11 protein-coding genes are annotated in these 13,683 nt (G+C 64.6%); 4 read left to right on the top strand and 7 right to left on the bottom strand.

Annotated elements, in window-relative coordinates; all coding sequences use genetic code 11:
- The first annotated feature begins 46 nt into the window (after positions 1-46).
- Positions 47-1,024: a LysR family transcriptional regulator ArgP gene (locus tag QRD43_RS00055; protein ID WP_285980420.1), complete on the top strand. Its 978-nt coding sequence runs from the start codon at positions 47-49 to the stop codon at positions 1,022-1,024.
- Between the two features lie 28 nt (positions 1,025-1,052).
- Here the strand turns inward: QRD43_RS00055 and QRD43_RS00050 are convergent, their stop codons facing one another.
- Positions 1,053-1,295, bottom strand: coding sequence for a hypothetical protein (locus tag QRD43_RS00050; RefSeq protein ID WP_285980419.1), 243 nt, complete (start codon positions 1,293-1,295; stop codon positions 1,053-1,055).
- 249 nt (positions 1,296-1,544) lie between these two features.
- On the opposite strand from QRD43_RS00050, the gene QRD43_RS00045 reads away from it, so the two are divergent.
- Positions 1,545-1,772 (top strand): hypothetical protein, encoded by a 228-nt coding sequence (locus QRD43_RS00045; RefSeq protein WP_285980418.1) that lies wholly within the window; start codon positions 1,545-1,547, stop codon positions 1,770-1,772.
- A 52-nt stretch (positions 1,773-1,824) separates the two neighbouring features.
- On the opposite strand, the gene QRD43_RS00040 is transcribed toward QRD43_RS00045, so the two are convergent.
- From QRD43_RS00040 to QRD43_RS00025, 4 genes are all read right to left on the bottom strand, one after another.
- Complete coding sequence (locus QRD43_RS00040; RefSeq protein WP_285980417.1) at positions 1,825-2,247, bottom strand: universal stress protein; 423 nt, start codon at positions 2,245-2,247, stop codon at positions 1,825-1,827.
- Between the two features lie 140 nt (positions 2,248-2,387).
- Positions 2,388-3,164, bottom strand: a complete 777-nt coding sequence (locus QRD43_RS00035; RefSeq protein WP_285980416.1) for a metallophosphoesterase — start codon at positions 3,162-3,164, stop codon at positions 2,388-2,390.
- A 40-nt stretch (positions 3,165-3,204) separates the two neighbouring features.
- A complete protein-coding gene (locus QRD43_RS00030; protein ID WP_285980415.1) occupies positions 3,205-3,960 on the bottom strand; it encodes a UPF0149 family protein in 756 nt (251 codons plus the stop codon).
- A gap of 33 nt (positions 3,961-3,993) precedes the next feature.
- Complete coding sequence (locus QRD43_RS00025) at positions 3,994-4,929, bottom strand: LysR family transcriptional regulator (RefSeq protein ID WP_285980414.1); 936 nt, start codon at positions 4,927-4,929, stop codon at positions 3,994-3,996.
- Between the two features lie 121 nt (positions 4,930-5,050).
- Between QRD43_RS00025 and QRD43_RS00020 the strand changes: the two genes are divergently transcribed.
- A complete protein-coding gene (locus QRD43_RS00020; protein WP_285980413.1) occupies positions 5,051-5,290 on the top strand; it encodes a hypothetical protein in 240 nt (79 codons plus the stop codon).
- Between the two features lie 189 nt (positions 5,291-5,479).
- Here QRD43_RS00020 and QRD43_RS00015 read toward each other — a convergent pair whose 3' ends face one another.
- Positions 5,480-7,348 (bottom strand): phosphoenolpyruvate carboxykinase (GTP), encoded by a 1,869-nt coding sequence (locus QRD43_RS00015; protein WP_285980412.1) that lies wholly within the window; start codon positions 7,346-7,348, stop codon positions 5,480-5,482.
- A gap of 824 nt (positions 7,349-8,172) precedes the next feature.
- On the opposite strand from QRD43_RS00015, the gene QRD43_RS00010 reads away from it, so the two are divergent.
- The gene (locus QRD43_RS00010; protein WP_285980411.1) at positions 8,173-12,081 is read left to right on the top strand and encodes a PIN domain-containing protein; all 3,909 of its coding nucleotides are present in this window, start codon (positions 8,173-8,175) and stop codon (positions 12,079-12,081) included.
- Between the two features lie 677 nt (positions 12,082-12,758).
- On the opposite strand, the gene QRD43_RS00005 is transcribed toward QRD43_RS00010, so the two are convergent.
- Positions 12,759-13,683 (bottom strand): calcium-binding protein (locus QRD43_RS00005; protein WP_285980410.1); only part of this gene is annotated, 925 nt, incomplete at its 5' end.

Raw genomic sequence — 13,683 nt, 5'->3', positions numbered from 1 at the left:
ATCAAGAAGCGCCATTCATATTTCTCGCGATACATTAATTGTTCTTATGAAAGACCTCGACTCCGCCGGCCTCGACTGCCTGGCCGCCCTGGCCGATGAGCGCAGCTTCGAGCGCGCCGCCCAGCGCCTGAGCGTCACACAGAGCGCCGTCTCGCAGCGCCTGCGCAGTCTGGAGGCTCAGGTCGGTCAACTGCTGGTCGTGCGTTCCCGCCCCTTGCGGCTGACGGAACCCGGCAAGGTCCTGCTGCGCTTTGCGCGCCAGCTGCAGGCGCTGCGCACCGACGTCGCGCGGGAGCTGGGCAGCCAGGTGACGCCCCACGAGCGCCTGCCCATCGCCGTCAACGCCGACAGCCTCGCCACCTGGGTCTTGCCAGCCCTGGACGGCCTGGTGCAGCAGGGCCTGCGCGAGGGCTTCGGGCTCGAGTTGATCGTCGATGACCAGGACTTCACCCACGACTGGCTCCGACAGGGCGAGGTGCTGGGCTGCGTCAGCACGGTGAAGCAGGCGCTGCGAGGCTGCGTGGTGCAGCCGCTCGGGGTGATGTCCTATGTGGCCGTCGCCAGCCCGGATTTCGTGGCCCGACACCTGCCGGGCGGGCTCAACGAGGCCAACTTCCCGCAGCTACCTTTCCTGGTCTTCAACCGCAAGGACGACAACCAGGTGCAGTGGATCAGCCAGGCCTTCGGCGTGCGGCATCCGCGGCTGAAGGAGCGCTATGTGCCGTCCAGCGACGCCATCGTGCGGGCGGCCTGCATGGGCTGGGGCATCGCGGTGGTGCCGGAGCTGCAGGTGCGCGAGCTGGTGCGCAAGCGCCAGCTGCTGCCCGTGCGTGCGGACGTCAGCGTGGATCTGACGCTGTACTGGCACCAGTGGAAGCTGGTGAGCGAGGCCGCGCCGGCGCCGGGCCGGGTGGCCCTGCTGGATCAGGTGGGGCAGGCGCTCAGCACAGGCGCCCGGGGCGCGCTCAAGGCCTTGCCCGGGCGACGCAAGGCGGCGGGCCCCGCAACGGCGGCGAAGGGCTGAGTGCCGCCGGGCCGGCGCGCCTGGAAGCTCAGAGGCCCTGCGTGGCCAGGGCCACGCGTCGCGCGGGTGCGGAGGCGGGGGCCATGGGCTGAGGCGCACGACCGGACAGCGTGGGCAGCGCGCCTGTGACGAGTGCAGGGCGCTGGGCCAGCGGGCCGGGATGGCGCCGGGTGTCCCCCGACAGGGCGGCATGCCAGCAGACGGCCAGCACTGCCAGCGCAATGGTGCACAGCATGCCGCGGCTCAGCACGAGGAAGGTGCGAACAGTCATGCCGGAACCATAGCATTTCGCACAGGGATTGCACCGATGGCATCGGCAACAAAGACTTGGCTTTGCATCACTTTGCAAGCGCGTGAGTTTTTGCCAACTGCCTGTCGTTTTCCACCCAATTTAGGGATATCTGCGGGCGCTCAGACGAGCACACTGGAACCCTGCGTGATCCAGCGCAATACGCGAGGGATACGCGATGGAATCGGCCCTTCGGGCCGTTTCATGTCCAGCTGCCAGATGAGGTCCACCATGCGATTTGCCCCTGCCGCCGCACTGCGATTCTTCCGCCGTCAGCCCAGCAATCGCCCGGTGCAGGACCCGGCGGACATGGGCACGGCCTTCGGCCTCGAGGTCACGCTCGAGGACGAGGCTGATTCATTTCGACGCACCAGCGACTACCAGCGCCTCGAGTCCACCGAAAGCCCGCCACCCAGCGCGGGCGAGTCGCCGCTCGCCTGGCTGCACCGCCGGGTCTAGCGAGGGCGCCGGCGCCGGCTTCGGGCGCCTCGGCTGAGGCGCCGTCCGGCGTTCAACGCACCAGCAGGACGGGCACGTCGGTCTGGCTCATGACCTTGGTCGCCACCGAGCCCAGCACCAGGTTGCCCAGCGTGCCATGGCCGTGCGAGCCCATCAGCAGCAGGTCGAACTTGCCCTTGTTGGCCGCCGCCGCGACGACGTCGGCCGCCGGGCCGACCTTGCTCACGAACTCGGCGCGGACCTTCTGCTTCTCGAAGAACGTGCGGACGGTCTTGAGCACCTTCTCGGCCTCATCGTCGTAGTAGGACTTCAGCACGGCCTTGTCCAGCACGGCGGCAGCGCGCGGCGGCACGGCCGGCACGGCGTGCAGGATGGTGTACTGGTGCGCATTGCCCAGCCATTCGTCGTGTGCGACCAGGTAGGCCAGCATGCGCTTGGTATAGGAGCTGCCATCGACGGCGACCAGAATCTTCATGCCATTTCTCCCCGCCATCAGGTGGCGTCATGTCCGTTGGGTGCGCATGAAGTCTGGCACAAGCCGCGCCTGCCGGATTGACGAATCTCAAGCGGCGCCGGCCCGACCGGCATTGCCGGCGCGAGCCGGGCGATCCTCGATCAGACCTCGACGACCCGCTGCGCCTGGTAACCCAGCGCCTCGCCCTTGCGGCCATGGCCGCGGGCGTTGCACAGGACGCGGGTGCTGCCGCCGGCCGCATGGCTGATGCGGTAGTCGTGGCGGCAGTGCAGATGGCCGTGGATCCAGAGGTCCACGCCGGGCATCAGTGCTTCGTCGTCGTTGCAGAAGCTGGCCGTGCCCGGCTGCTTGCCGTAGCGCGGGTCGGCGCTCTTCAGGCTGGGCGCGAAGTGGGTGATGACGACGGTGGCATCCACCGGCTCGGCCGGCGCCTGGGCCAGGGCCTGCGCGAGCCAGGCCCGGTTCTCGAGGCCAAGGCGGCGGACGGCGTCGGCATCGAAGGGCTGGCCCTCAAGACGGGCATTCATGACGCGCTGGAAGTAGCCGGCCGCCCGCATCGCCCGCTCACGCTGATCCGCGCCGAAGACGTCGAAGTCGCTCCAGCGCGTGGAGCCCAGGAAGCGGATGCGGCGGCCGTCGACGCCCGTGCGCAGGCGCTCCTCGTCGTCCAGCATGTCCAGACCCAGCCGCTCGCACTCGCGGCGCAGGTGGGCGCCGGTCTCGCGGATCTCGCGGTGGTCGTACTCGTGATTGCCCGGCACGAAGAGCACGGGCACGGGCCAGCCTACGAACGCGGCGAGGCCGCGCCAGGTGCTGTCGACGTCGCCCGCGAGCACCAGCAGCTCGGCCTCGGGCGCGGGCTGGGGCTCGAAGGCCTCCGTCTCCATGTGGAGGTCCGAGAGGATCTGCAGCTTCATGGGCGCGAGGCAGCCCCGTGCCGGGGCCGCCGGGGGACGCTCAGTTGGCGCCGTGGCACTGCTTGTACTTGCGACCCGAACCGCAGGGGCAGGGGTCGTTGCGGCCGACCTTGGGCGTCTCGCGGCGCACGGCCTCGACCTTGTAGCGCAGGTCGGTGGTGAGGTCGTAGAGGTCCGCCACGTTGACGACCAGGTCCTCGATGGCGTCGTCGATGTCCTTGAGCGGGTGCTCGCGGTCCAGCGTGGCGACGACTTCCTTCTCCTCCGTCGTCTCGGCGGGCAGGTGGCGGTACAGGCGCGCCATGGCGTTCATCACGCCCTCGTCATCCAGCTCGCCCAGCTCGGGGAAGCACAGGGCGGCATGCTGGAAACCGGCCACCCACGGCAGCAGGGTGCGGGCGATGGGCGAGAGCTGCTCGTCGTCGGCCGCATCGGCCTCGGGCGTCTCGCCGGCTTCGGCGGCGGCGGCGGCTTCGGCGTCCAGGTCCAGCACGACCGGGTCGAACCAGCCGTGCTCCGCCAGGCTGCGGTTCAGGGCGCCATGACGGCGCAGCACCAGCTCCTGGATGCGTGCAAGCCAGGCGGGGTCGGCATCGGCCGGCAGCTCACCGCCGTCGTAGTCGAAGATGGGCGGCAGCCATTCCTCGATCTCGATCAGGCGGGGTTGGACCAGCACGCCGCAGAGGTAGCCGTCCAGCATGGAGGCGTCCAGGGCTTGCAGGGGAGCGGGCGTTTGGGCCAGCAGTTCGTCGAGTTCGGCGAACTCGGCGTCATTCAGGTCGGCGATCTTGCTCATGGGGCGATTGTCGCCGATCGCCATCCGCCCAGGTCAGGCGGCCGCCAACGCAGCGGCCAGGAGCAGCCGCTCGCGCATCCAGCGCAGCGAGGGCCGGTCCTCGTCGCGCATGTGCCAGAGCATGTCAACGTGAACGGGCGCCAGTGCCAGGGGCAGCGGTCGCTCGACGAGGCCGCTGCGGTAGCCCGTGGCGCTCACGAAGCGGGCTGGGAGCACCGTCAGCAGGTCCGATTGCGCGACCACCCGCCCCGCCGTGAAGAACTGGTTCACCGTGAGCACGATGCGGCGGCTGCGGCCCAGCGCCGCCAGGGACTCGTCGACGAAGCCGTGCGGCCGGCCCGAGAAACTGACCAGCAGGTGGTGGGCGGCGCAGTAGGTGTCGAGGTCCAGCGGCGCCTGCGCGAGCGGGTGGTCGCGGCGCATCACACAGACGTACTGGCTTTCGTACAGGCGGTGATGGCGGATGGCGGCCAGCTGGCCCTGCCCCTGGAGCGCCGCGACAGCCTGCGGGAAGTAGCCCAGCGCGAAGTCGGCCTCGCCCTGTTCGAGCAGGCTGCGCGGGTCGCGCGTGGTGAGGGGCAGCACGTGCACACGGGCGCGGGCCTGCAGCGATTCGAGGTCGGCCACGAGCGGCGGCAGCACCAGCGCAGCGGTGGCGTCGGCCATGGCAATCTGGAAGGTGGCGTCCTCCGTCGCGGGCTGGTAGTCGCCCGGGTCCAGCACGGCGCGCAGCCGGTCGAGCGCCTGGCGGATCTCCGGCCACAGCCCCTCGGCCCGGGACGTGGGCTTCATGCCGAAGGCCTGGCGGACGAACAGTTCCTCGCCCAGCGCCTCGCGCAGACGCTTCAAGGCATGGCTGACCGCGGGCTGCGTCATGGCCAGGCGCTCGGCGGCCCGGGTGAGGTTGCGCTCCGCCATGACGGCATCGAAGACGCGCAGCAGGTTGAGGTCCAGGTTGCGGAAGCTCATATGAACGCTGTTTATAGAGCAAATGCAAACAATTCATTTGGAGAATGTCTAGGGTTTACCCGAGAATTCATCCCATCGCACCACACCCTGGTGCCCGCAACACCCACAAGGAAGTCACATCATGAGCGTCGCCACCCAAACCTTCGGTCTGCCCCTGCACCGCACCGTTCGTCATGGGGGTTCCTTCGCTGCCATCGGCGCCCGCCTGTGGCTGAGCCTGATCGCCAAGGTCCAGGCTCACCTGGCCGCCGCGAAGAAGGCCCGCGAAGAGCGCGAACTGCTGGCCCTGGCCGCCCAGTACGAAGACAGCATGCCCAGCTTTGCTGCCGAACTGCGCGCCGCCCACGCCCGCAAGGACTGAGTCTCCTGCAACGGCCTTCGGGCCGTCTTGCTCTGTTGAGCCTGCCCGCTGATGAAGCCGGCAGGTTTTTTTTCGTCTGCAGCGCCCTGGCGCCGACCTCGCCGGAGTGCCGTCATCGGCCTTGAGCGGGGCGCGGGGCCATGAAAAAAGCCCGCGCGAGGCGGGCTTGGCTGCGGATGCAGTCGGGGATCACTCGGCGGCCAGGCGCTGCTCGATCTTGGCCTTGGTGGCCGGCAGCTCGGCCGGCAGGTGATAGGCCAGCTGTGCGAAGAGCTCGTCGTGCAGCTTCAGCTCGGCGGCCCAGTCGGCCTTGTCGATGCGGGTGGCCACCTCGAACTGCTCCTTGGTGAAGTTCAGGCCGTCCCAGTTCAGGTCTTCGTAGCGCGGGGTCACGCCGAACACGTGCTCCTCGCCCGCCTGGCTGCCCGTCACGCGGTCCAGCATCCACTTCAGCACGCGCATGTTCTCGCCGTAGCCAGGCCACACGAACTTGCCGTCGGCGCCCTTGCGGAACCAGTTCACGCAGAAGATCTTGGGCAGCGTGGCGCCGCTGTCGGCCAGCTTCTTGCCGAGGTCCAGCCAGTGCTGGAAGTAGTCGGCCATGTTGTAGCCCATGAAGGGCAGCATGGCGAAGGGGTCGCGGCGCACCACGCCCTGCTGGCCGGCGGCCGCAGCGGTGGTCTCGGAGCCCATGGTCGCGGCCATGTAGACGCCTTCCACCCAGTCGCGGGCCTCGGTCACCAGGGGCACGGTCGTCGAGCGGCGGCCGCCGAAGATGAAGCCGTCGATGGGCACGCCAGCCGGGTTGTTCCAGTCGGGGTCCAGGGCCGGGTTGTTGGTCGCGGCCACGGTGAAGCGGGCATTCGGATGGGCGGCCTTGGCGCCGGTCTCCTTGGCGATGGCGGGCGTCCAGTCCTTGCCCTGCCAGTCGATCAGGTGGGCCGGCGGGGTGTCCGTCATGGACTCCCACCAGACGTCGCCATCGTCGGTCAGCGCGACGTTGGTGAAGATGACGTCCCGGTTCAGGCTGGCCATGCAGTTGAAGTTGGTCAGCGTGTTCGTGCCGGGAGCGACGCCGAAGTAGCCGGCTTCCGGGTTGATCGCGTACAGGCGGCCGTCGGCACCGGGCTTGATCCAGGCGATGTCGTCACCCACCGTGGTCACCTTCCAGCCGTCGAAGGCCTTGGGCGGGATCAGCATGGAGAAGTTGGTCTTGCCGCAGGCGCTGGGGAAGGCGGCGGCGAAGTGGTACTTCTTGCCCTCGGGCGAGGTCAGGCCGAGGATGAGCATGTGCTCGGCCAGCCAGCCCTGGTCACGGCCCATGGTCGAGGCGATGCGCAGCGCGAAGCACTTCTTGCCCAGCAGGGCATTGCCGCCGTAGCCCGAGCCGTAGGACCAGATCTCACGGGTCTCGGGGTAGTGGACGATGTACTTGGTCTTGTTGCAGGGCCACTTGACGTCGGCCTGGCCGGCTTCCAGCGGGGCGCCCACGGTGTGCACGCAGGGCACGAAGGCGCCGTTGTCACCCAGCACGTCGAGGACGGCACGGCCCATGCGGGTCATGATGCGCATGTTGACGGCCACGTAGGGGCTGTCGGAGAGCTCGACGCCGATGTGGGCGATGGGCGAGCCGATCGGACCCATGCTGAAGGGCACCACGTACAGGGTGCGGCCCTTCATGGCGCCCTTGAACAGCGCGGTCTCGCCGGTCTGCAGCAGGACGCGCATCTCGGCCGGGGCCATCCAGTTGTTGGTGGGGCCGGCGTCTTCCTTGTTCTGCGAGCAGATGAAGGTGCGGTCTTCCACGCGGGCGACGTCGCTGGGGTCGCTGCAGGCGAGGTAGCTGTTGGCGCGCTTGGCGGGATTGAGTTTCTTGAAGGTACCGGCGTCGACCAGCTGCTGGCAGAGGCGGTCGTACTCTTCCTGGCTGCCGTCGCACCAGTAGACGTCGCGGGCCTGGGTCAGGGCGGCGATCTCGGCCACCCAGGCGATCAGGCGCTGGTGCTTGACGTAGGCGGGCACGTTCAGGCGCAGCCCTTCCATCACGGGTTGGTTCATGGCAAGTCCTTCGATGTTGAAAAGCAGAATTGGGTCAGGCTCGGGCGGCGGCCCCTGGCGGAAGGCGAGGGGAAGCGCGGGCCGGGCCTGGCCCAATGCCGCTCTGGAACACAGCCGGATCGCCGGTCTGCATCGCAATGTCAGGCACTTGCCGAGCCTCATGTTCTGAGCCCGGCGGGGTCGCCACCGCCGGGTCGCGGCAGGTGGGGAAATGATTGTCACCGCAATGTAATCACGCCGTAACTCCCAGTCCGGCACCATCTATGCGTTTCCGGAATAGATACCGCAGCTTCTGGCATTGCCGCGTCCGGGAGCTTCGCCTGGGCGACATTTCTCACGCCCAGCCTGCTGTCGAAGTTCATTGAGTTCTGCAATTTGTTCACTCAGTTTTCAACTTCTCGGGCATAGCGCAGCCCCGAGCTAGGCGAACTGGCGAGAGGGACGACCTAGCCAAGACATGTAACGCCGGCGGTCTTGCGGGTGATGAGGATCTGCACAGGCTTCCGTGATTGGGGCGTGGCAGATTTGTCTGGCATGCATTGGAGGCGCGGCTGAGTGTTCTGCAGCGATTGCTGCAATTCGCTTTGCTCGCCCGAACGGCAGGACTCCGCTATTTGCCGGTGTACGTGATCAGTCCCTATCGGGTAGTCCCGGAGGGCAGGTTAGTCGGGGACGATCTTGCGCGCTGACAATCGCCTTCCAGAAGGATTGCATTGACGATCTGTTGCCAGGGCTGGTTAGTCGTCAACGGGTGCTGTGCGTGAGCAAGGGGGTGAACTGTGGCAGCAGACTTTCCGATCGTGGACCGGAATAGGCGGATCAGCATGGCCTCAAAAGTCCTGCTGGGCGCTTTTAGTCCAGGCAGCTGGGTCATCGACGACATCGGCGGCCAGAACGACTTCGGCTTCGATTTCCAGGTGTATGTGGACGTCGACGGTGGCGTTCAGCACACCTTCTTCATCCAGCTCAAAGGGACCGAGAAGCTCGATCTGGTGAACGACGGCAACGAGATTGCGTTCCGGATGAAACGCCGGACCTTAAATTTGTATGCCAACACACTGGAAGACGTCATGCTGGCCGTCGCTGAGGTCAAGCTCAGCTCATCGGGAAAGGCCGTTCCGGCGGAGAGTGCGATTCATTGGGCATGGATCTCGGATCAGCTTCGGGTGAAGCGCGGAGGCCCCCACGAGCTTGACCTCTCCGACACCGAGACGCAGACAGTACATCTGACCGTCGGCCAGCTCCTCCATGAGGACGTGCGCATCGAGCCTCACTTGCAAGCACGGCTACAACTGGTAAAAACGGCCGCGAGCTTGGAAGAGATCCTGCGGCAGAACAAGCGCATCGGCGGTTCGAGCCGACATCTAGCTCTAGGTCGGTTGCTTAGTGCAGCCCAAGCTCGCCCCGACGAACTCGCCACGTTCGTTCTCGGTGCTGAATTGGGCGGTACTGCGGCCTGGCCGTCAGAAGCACTCGAGATCCGGGTGATGCTGCGCGCAGGTTGCACAGCTCAAGCAGAACAAGCCCTGTCCAAACTTGGTGAGGCAGGATTTGGCTCAACACCGTTTCTTCGAGCGTTGTTCATCAGCCAGCGAGCCAAGACATTGGTGCAACGAGGCCGGCGAGACGAGGCGATCGCTCAGTTCGAAGAGGCCTACGCCGTTGATGAGACCGAGGAAAACCTTCTCCCGCTGGCCGAGTTGAGGATCCTGCATGCCGTGGATAGGAACGACACGGCCGCCGTTCGGGACACCTTGGCGATGCTATCGGGTGCTGATTCTGACGAGGGCTTGTCGCTCCGCGTCCGTGGTTATGTCTCGATCCAGGAGCTCGACGAAGCGGAACGCTGCCTGCAGCGCATCACTGACCGCAAGCAGACGCTGGCCAGGGTGGTTGTGCTGGCTGGGCAGCGCAAGTTCGAAGAGTTGATTGAATTTGCCATGGCCGCCGAACTCGACACCGAATTGTCTCGGGCTGACTTGACCAGCGTGCAACTGGTTGCTGCCCGGGCGGCGTGGAGTGGAGCGACGGAAAACGTCACCCCGCTCAACGAGCTGAGCGAGCTACCCTTGTCTGGCGCGATCGGGACCGATCTAGATCTCGCTGAGAAGGCATGGTCCATGGCGGAAAAGTGCCTGAGTGGGCTCCGTGAAGCCGGATGGCCACCGAATACCGATGTGCTAGCGCCGGTCTTGTGTGGGGTAGCGGGTCTGCTGGGCAAGGAAGCCGAAGCGATACGTCTGCTCGGGGACGCACCAGCGGCTCGGCCTGAGTACGTCGATCTCCAGCGCGACTTTGAGTTGCTGGCCATCGGTGCTAATGAGATGGAGCTCGCGCTTGTCGCAAATCGCAGACAGCCGGAGCAACTGGACGTCCTTATCCGCCGGACGAACCTTCTGTTCGAACTTCGTCGCTTCGATGAGTGCCACGCCGTGGCGCTCAAGGTTGCCCGCTGGGATGGTGAACAGCACAAGAGCAGCCCTCTCGCACTAAGCATTGGCTTCGCCGCTGCACACAAAGCTGGGCGACACGCCGAAGCCCGGGAGATCCATGAAGTACTGGCAGCGCAGCCTGAGTGGGCGTCCTTCGTCCCGTTCGCGGAGTTCGTGCGCAGGGGAACCTTGGGGATCACCGAGCCCTCACCTACGGACGCACTGCGTGAGGGGCTTCAAACCCACCCTGATGCCTGGTTGCTTGTCGCTAACCTGTTTCTGAACCTTAACGTCAATGAACCTGAGCCGGCGCGGGAGGCAGTAGAGCTCGCGAAGAAGCTCAAAGGCCGCGCGCTGCTTTCGTTAGGTGACACGCAGAGACTGGTGGCCGCCCATTCAACGCTCAGCCAATGGCAAGAGGCAGCCGGTGTGGCGGCGGATGGCCTCGCGCGTTTCAAAGGTGACGAGCGACTGCTTGCTACCGCTGCCGTGGCCGAAGAAATGATGGGGCACACGGGAAAGGCCATACAGATGCTCGAAATGGTGGTCGAAGCGGGGACTAGCCGCATCCCGAATGTTCACAATTTCATGGGCCTGGCGTTGCGATTGGGGCGTACGGATTCTGTTCGTAAGGCCATCGACCGCTTACTTGAACTCGAGTCAGGCCCCAAGGAGCGGCTGGAGCTCCTACGGCTCAGCGCGCTGGTCTACTTCAAGCAAAGCGAGCATGCCAAGGCCCACGAAACAGCTAAGGGCCTCGGCGAACTGGTGAATCAAGACAACGAGGAAGAAGAAGGCATCCTCATCAACCTGGTGATGGCAGTCACGCTCACTGGGCCTCAGCCCGATGGCCAGTTCGTCGAATGGGCGAAGGCGCGAATCGACAGATTCTGCTCTCGGTGGCCCGAGTCCCGCTTCTTCAGGCGAGTGTCATTGCCTGAAAACGGCCTCGAAGACATCGACGACCTGCACGATGTCTTCGATTCGATTGGCGGCAATTCGAGAGAGCGGCTGGAGGGCTTTGAAGTCAGGGAGCGGCGGGTCAAGTCGGGCGAGCTACCAGTTCCGTTCATCGTGCGCCCGGGCTTTGTCTTTCACTACATCGGCGACCCGTTCACGCTCTGGGAGGCCGCCAAAGCCTCGCGCTACAGCGACCGTCAATTCCATCTGGTCATCCTGTCGCAGGCTAAAGAGGAAAAGAGCCCGGACGCAACGCGCGACATCCCCTTGCTAGACCTGACCGCGCTGCTGGTCGTCGACTCGCTGGGCTTGTTCAATGAACTGTTCTCGGCTTTCAGAAGAATCGCCATCTCAAAGGCAACCGTCGGCTACATCAGCCAGCATGCAAATGGGGTCCTCGCCAGTGGCGTCGGTGCTGAGACGGCAGCACGCATCCTCAAGGAAGTGAATCGTTGGGTGGCCAAGATTGATCAGCCTGGTACCTCGAGCGCGCCGAAGAGTGGGGAGCTCACGCCCTTACATGTGATGCGCGAGTACGTTGAGCTTGCTAAGGAGAAGAAATACCTGGTGTATTGCGATGACGCAATCCTCAGGGCCATGATCTATTCGGACGATGCAGCTGTATGGTTCTGCACTTCGCTACAGACGATGGAGATCCTAGACAACCGAAGCGAACTGGAGCCTTCCGAGGTAAGCCTCAAGTTGGCGGCCCTTGTCGACTGGAACGTCGGGATCTCCGTCACCGATCGCTACCTGATTGCATCGTTGGAAGGTGCGACGCCCGCTGGATTTTCTGGCGGCGCCGCCCAGCTATACGAGCGCTTCATGGGCCACAGACCCTTCATTACCTTGGTTCGAGCCATTTGGGACAGCGCTAAGTCCACGAACGACCTGATCGCGCACATGGGCAACCTCTTGCGCTCGATGATGCTCGGTGAAGAGACCAAGCCGGATGCAGTAGCCGCCGTCCTGGCGTGCTGGTTCGGTCGGGTCCGGTTTCTCCAGCAGAACGATGGCCTGGGCTGGACGCTGATTTGCTATCCGGTATTGCTCGCGCTTCAGGGGCTGCCGCGGGACGCCGGCAACAGGCTCGTTTCGATCCTCCAGCAGGCGGTGCAGATCTGCGTAGGAGAGCGCGCGATGAGTCAGGACATCGAGAAACAAGTTGTTCGGGAACTCGGAACCCTCGCTGGCCGGATCGCGCACAACATCCCACGAGTTGGCAGCGAATTCCTGGCGACCCTCCAGACAGCCCTTCCAACGCAAACCGTCGCGGGCGACATCTTTGCTGCCGCATACACGGCGGGGTACGTACAGGCATCCGCTTCGGACAAGAAATGACTTAGCTCTGCCATTGAATGTCGGGTAACGGACTCTGCGGTCTCTCGAATCGTTTACCACGAATGCCTCTGACCAGCCTGGTGCCGCCCTCCACATGGACAGGCAGGTTAGCAGCGGTTGCAGACAGTGGCTTGACGTGAGCGAATTCACGCTGGCTGACCTCAAGCAGTCTTCCGTGCCAGGGAGCTAGTAGCTGCCAAGGAACACAACTACGACCTCCCGTGACCGCCTTTGATTTGCAATGTTTGTGGATATTTTTGTGGGCAAGCTCCTGTTTTTACTAAACAGTGTGTGTTGCGGACATCTTTTGCAAAGGTTCTGACTTTGGCTGGTGGGGATTCGGTCCCCCAATGTGGACTGTGGGCAGTCTGAAATCCCTGAAGAGTCCCGCTAGGCGGCAGGCACGTCGCTCAGGCAGGTTATGCAGGACGAGCGTCCTGGCTGCTGCTTCGCGACTGGCCTGCGCGGCTAGTGCATTGCGCTGAAAAATGCCCGTGAGCGCCAGAATGTCCTGATGCATGTCCTGATACGCCTCGGCCAGCAAATGCTTGAGCTTTGGCTTTCGCGGCTTCAAGCCCACACAACCACCGCTGTGGCGCCGCCCGCATGGCCCAATGTCCGGCATTTAACTGCAGAACAGGCTTGCGAGCGGTCGCGCTTCAGCGGCCAAGACAATGTCAGGCAGTCACAGCGGACACTCCAAGGATTGGCATCTGATGCTGCGAGGGCAACTCGCCTGGGCCAGCCTGAACAGCACTCACGGAGAATCCGGCCATTGCGGACACCAACGACTGCACTTGCCGGTTTGTCAGCCCATCGTCGTTTGCGAAGCGGAACTTCTCGACCTGCTGGGCATCGCCCAAGTACCGGCCCACAACGGCGAGACTGTCTGACGTGCTGCTGCTGTTTGCAATCAAGTTGTTGCCGCTGCAAACAATCGTGAGGTCCGACTGAGCGAGGCCTGCATTCAACAAGTTGCGATTCACAGGACCCTGTGTTTCGTCCGGCTCGATGATGAAGTCCATCCCATAGCCCTTGCCAAAAACGTAGGCGTCGCTACCGGCACCCCCAGCCCGCGCATCAGCACCAGCCCCCCCGTCCAGAACGTTGCTGGCAGCGTTGCCGTTCAACGTGTCGTTGCCATTGAGCCCGAGCAGTTGACTGCGTGTTCCAGGAATCGCAGCAAGCGCTTCACCCCTAGGCGCTCCAACGACATGCGAGACCGCACGCTGGACGATATCAGTCTGAGTCCAGGTCGCATCAGTAAACTGGATCTGATTGATCTTGTACTCGGGGAAATTGTCGGCGTAGAAGTACTTTGCCAGCGTCAGGCTGTCACCGGACTTGAACGTCAGCACCAGATCCGATCCGCGTCGCTCAAACGACTCGACGTCGGTGCTGGCCAGGTCCGTGAACTTCACCACGTCCACTCGGCCGCCGCCCCAGTCGTTCTCGTTCAGCACGTCCTGGCCGAAGCCTGATGCGAACACGAAGGTGTCGCTGCCGAAACCGCCGTCCAGCGTGTCGTTGCCGACACCACCGATCAGCGTGTCGTCACCTTCGCCACCCAGCAGCTGATCAGCGCCTTCGCCCCCCTTGAGC

It is taken from the genome of Roseateles subflavus (assembly GCF_030285365.1).
Classification (GTDB): Bacteria; Pseudomonadota; Gammaproteobacteria; order Burkholderiales; family Burkholderiaceae_C; genus Roseateles_B; species Roseateles_B subflavus.
This window is presented reverse-complemented; position numbering and strand designations above follow the sequence as displayed.

Coding starts and splice junctions, on each gene's coding strand:
- QRD43_RS00055 (WP_285980420.1), top strand. CDS start 47: ATGAAAGACCTCGACTCCGCCGGCCTCGACTGCCTGGCCGCCCTGGCC.
- QRD43_RS00050 (WP_285980419.1), bottom strand. CDS start 1,295: ATGACTGTTCGCACCTTCCTCGTGCTGAGCCGCGGCATGCTGTGCACC.
- QRD43_RS00045 (WP_285980418.1), top strand. CDS start 1,545: ATGCGATTTGCCCCTGCCGCCGCACTGCGATTCTTCCGCCGTCAGCCC.
- QRD43_RS00040 (WP_285980417.1), bottom strand. CDS start 2,247: ATGAAGATTCTGGTCGCCGTCGATGGCAGCTCCTATACCAAGCGCATG.
- QRD43_RS00035 (WP_285980416.1), bottom strand. CDS start 3,164: ATGAAGCTGCAGATCCTCTCGGACCTCCACATGGAGACGGAGGCCTTC.
- QRD43_RS00030 (WP_285980415.1), bottom strand. CDS start 3,960: ATGAGCAAGATCGCCGACCTGAATGACGCCGAGTTCGCCGAACTCGAC.
- QRD43_RS00025 (WP_285980414.1), bottom strand. CDS start 4,929: ATGAGCTTCCGCAACCTGGACCTCAACCTGCTGCGCGTCTTCGATGCC.
- QRD43_RS00020 (WP_285980413.1), top strand. CDS start 5,051: ATGAGCGTCGCCACCCAAACCTTCGGTCTGCCCCTGCACCGCACCGTT.
- QRD43_RS00015 (WP_285980412.1), bottom strand. CDS start 7,348: ATGAACCAACCCGTGATGGAAGGGCTGCGCCTGAACGTGCCCGCCTAC.
- QRD43_RS00010 (WP_285980411.1), top strand. CDS start 8,173: ATGGCCTCAAAAGTCCTGCTGGGCGCTTTTAGTCCAGGCAGCTGGGTC.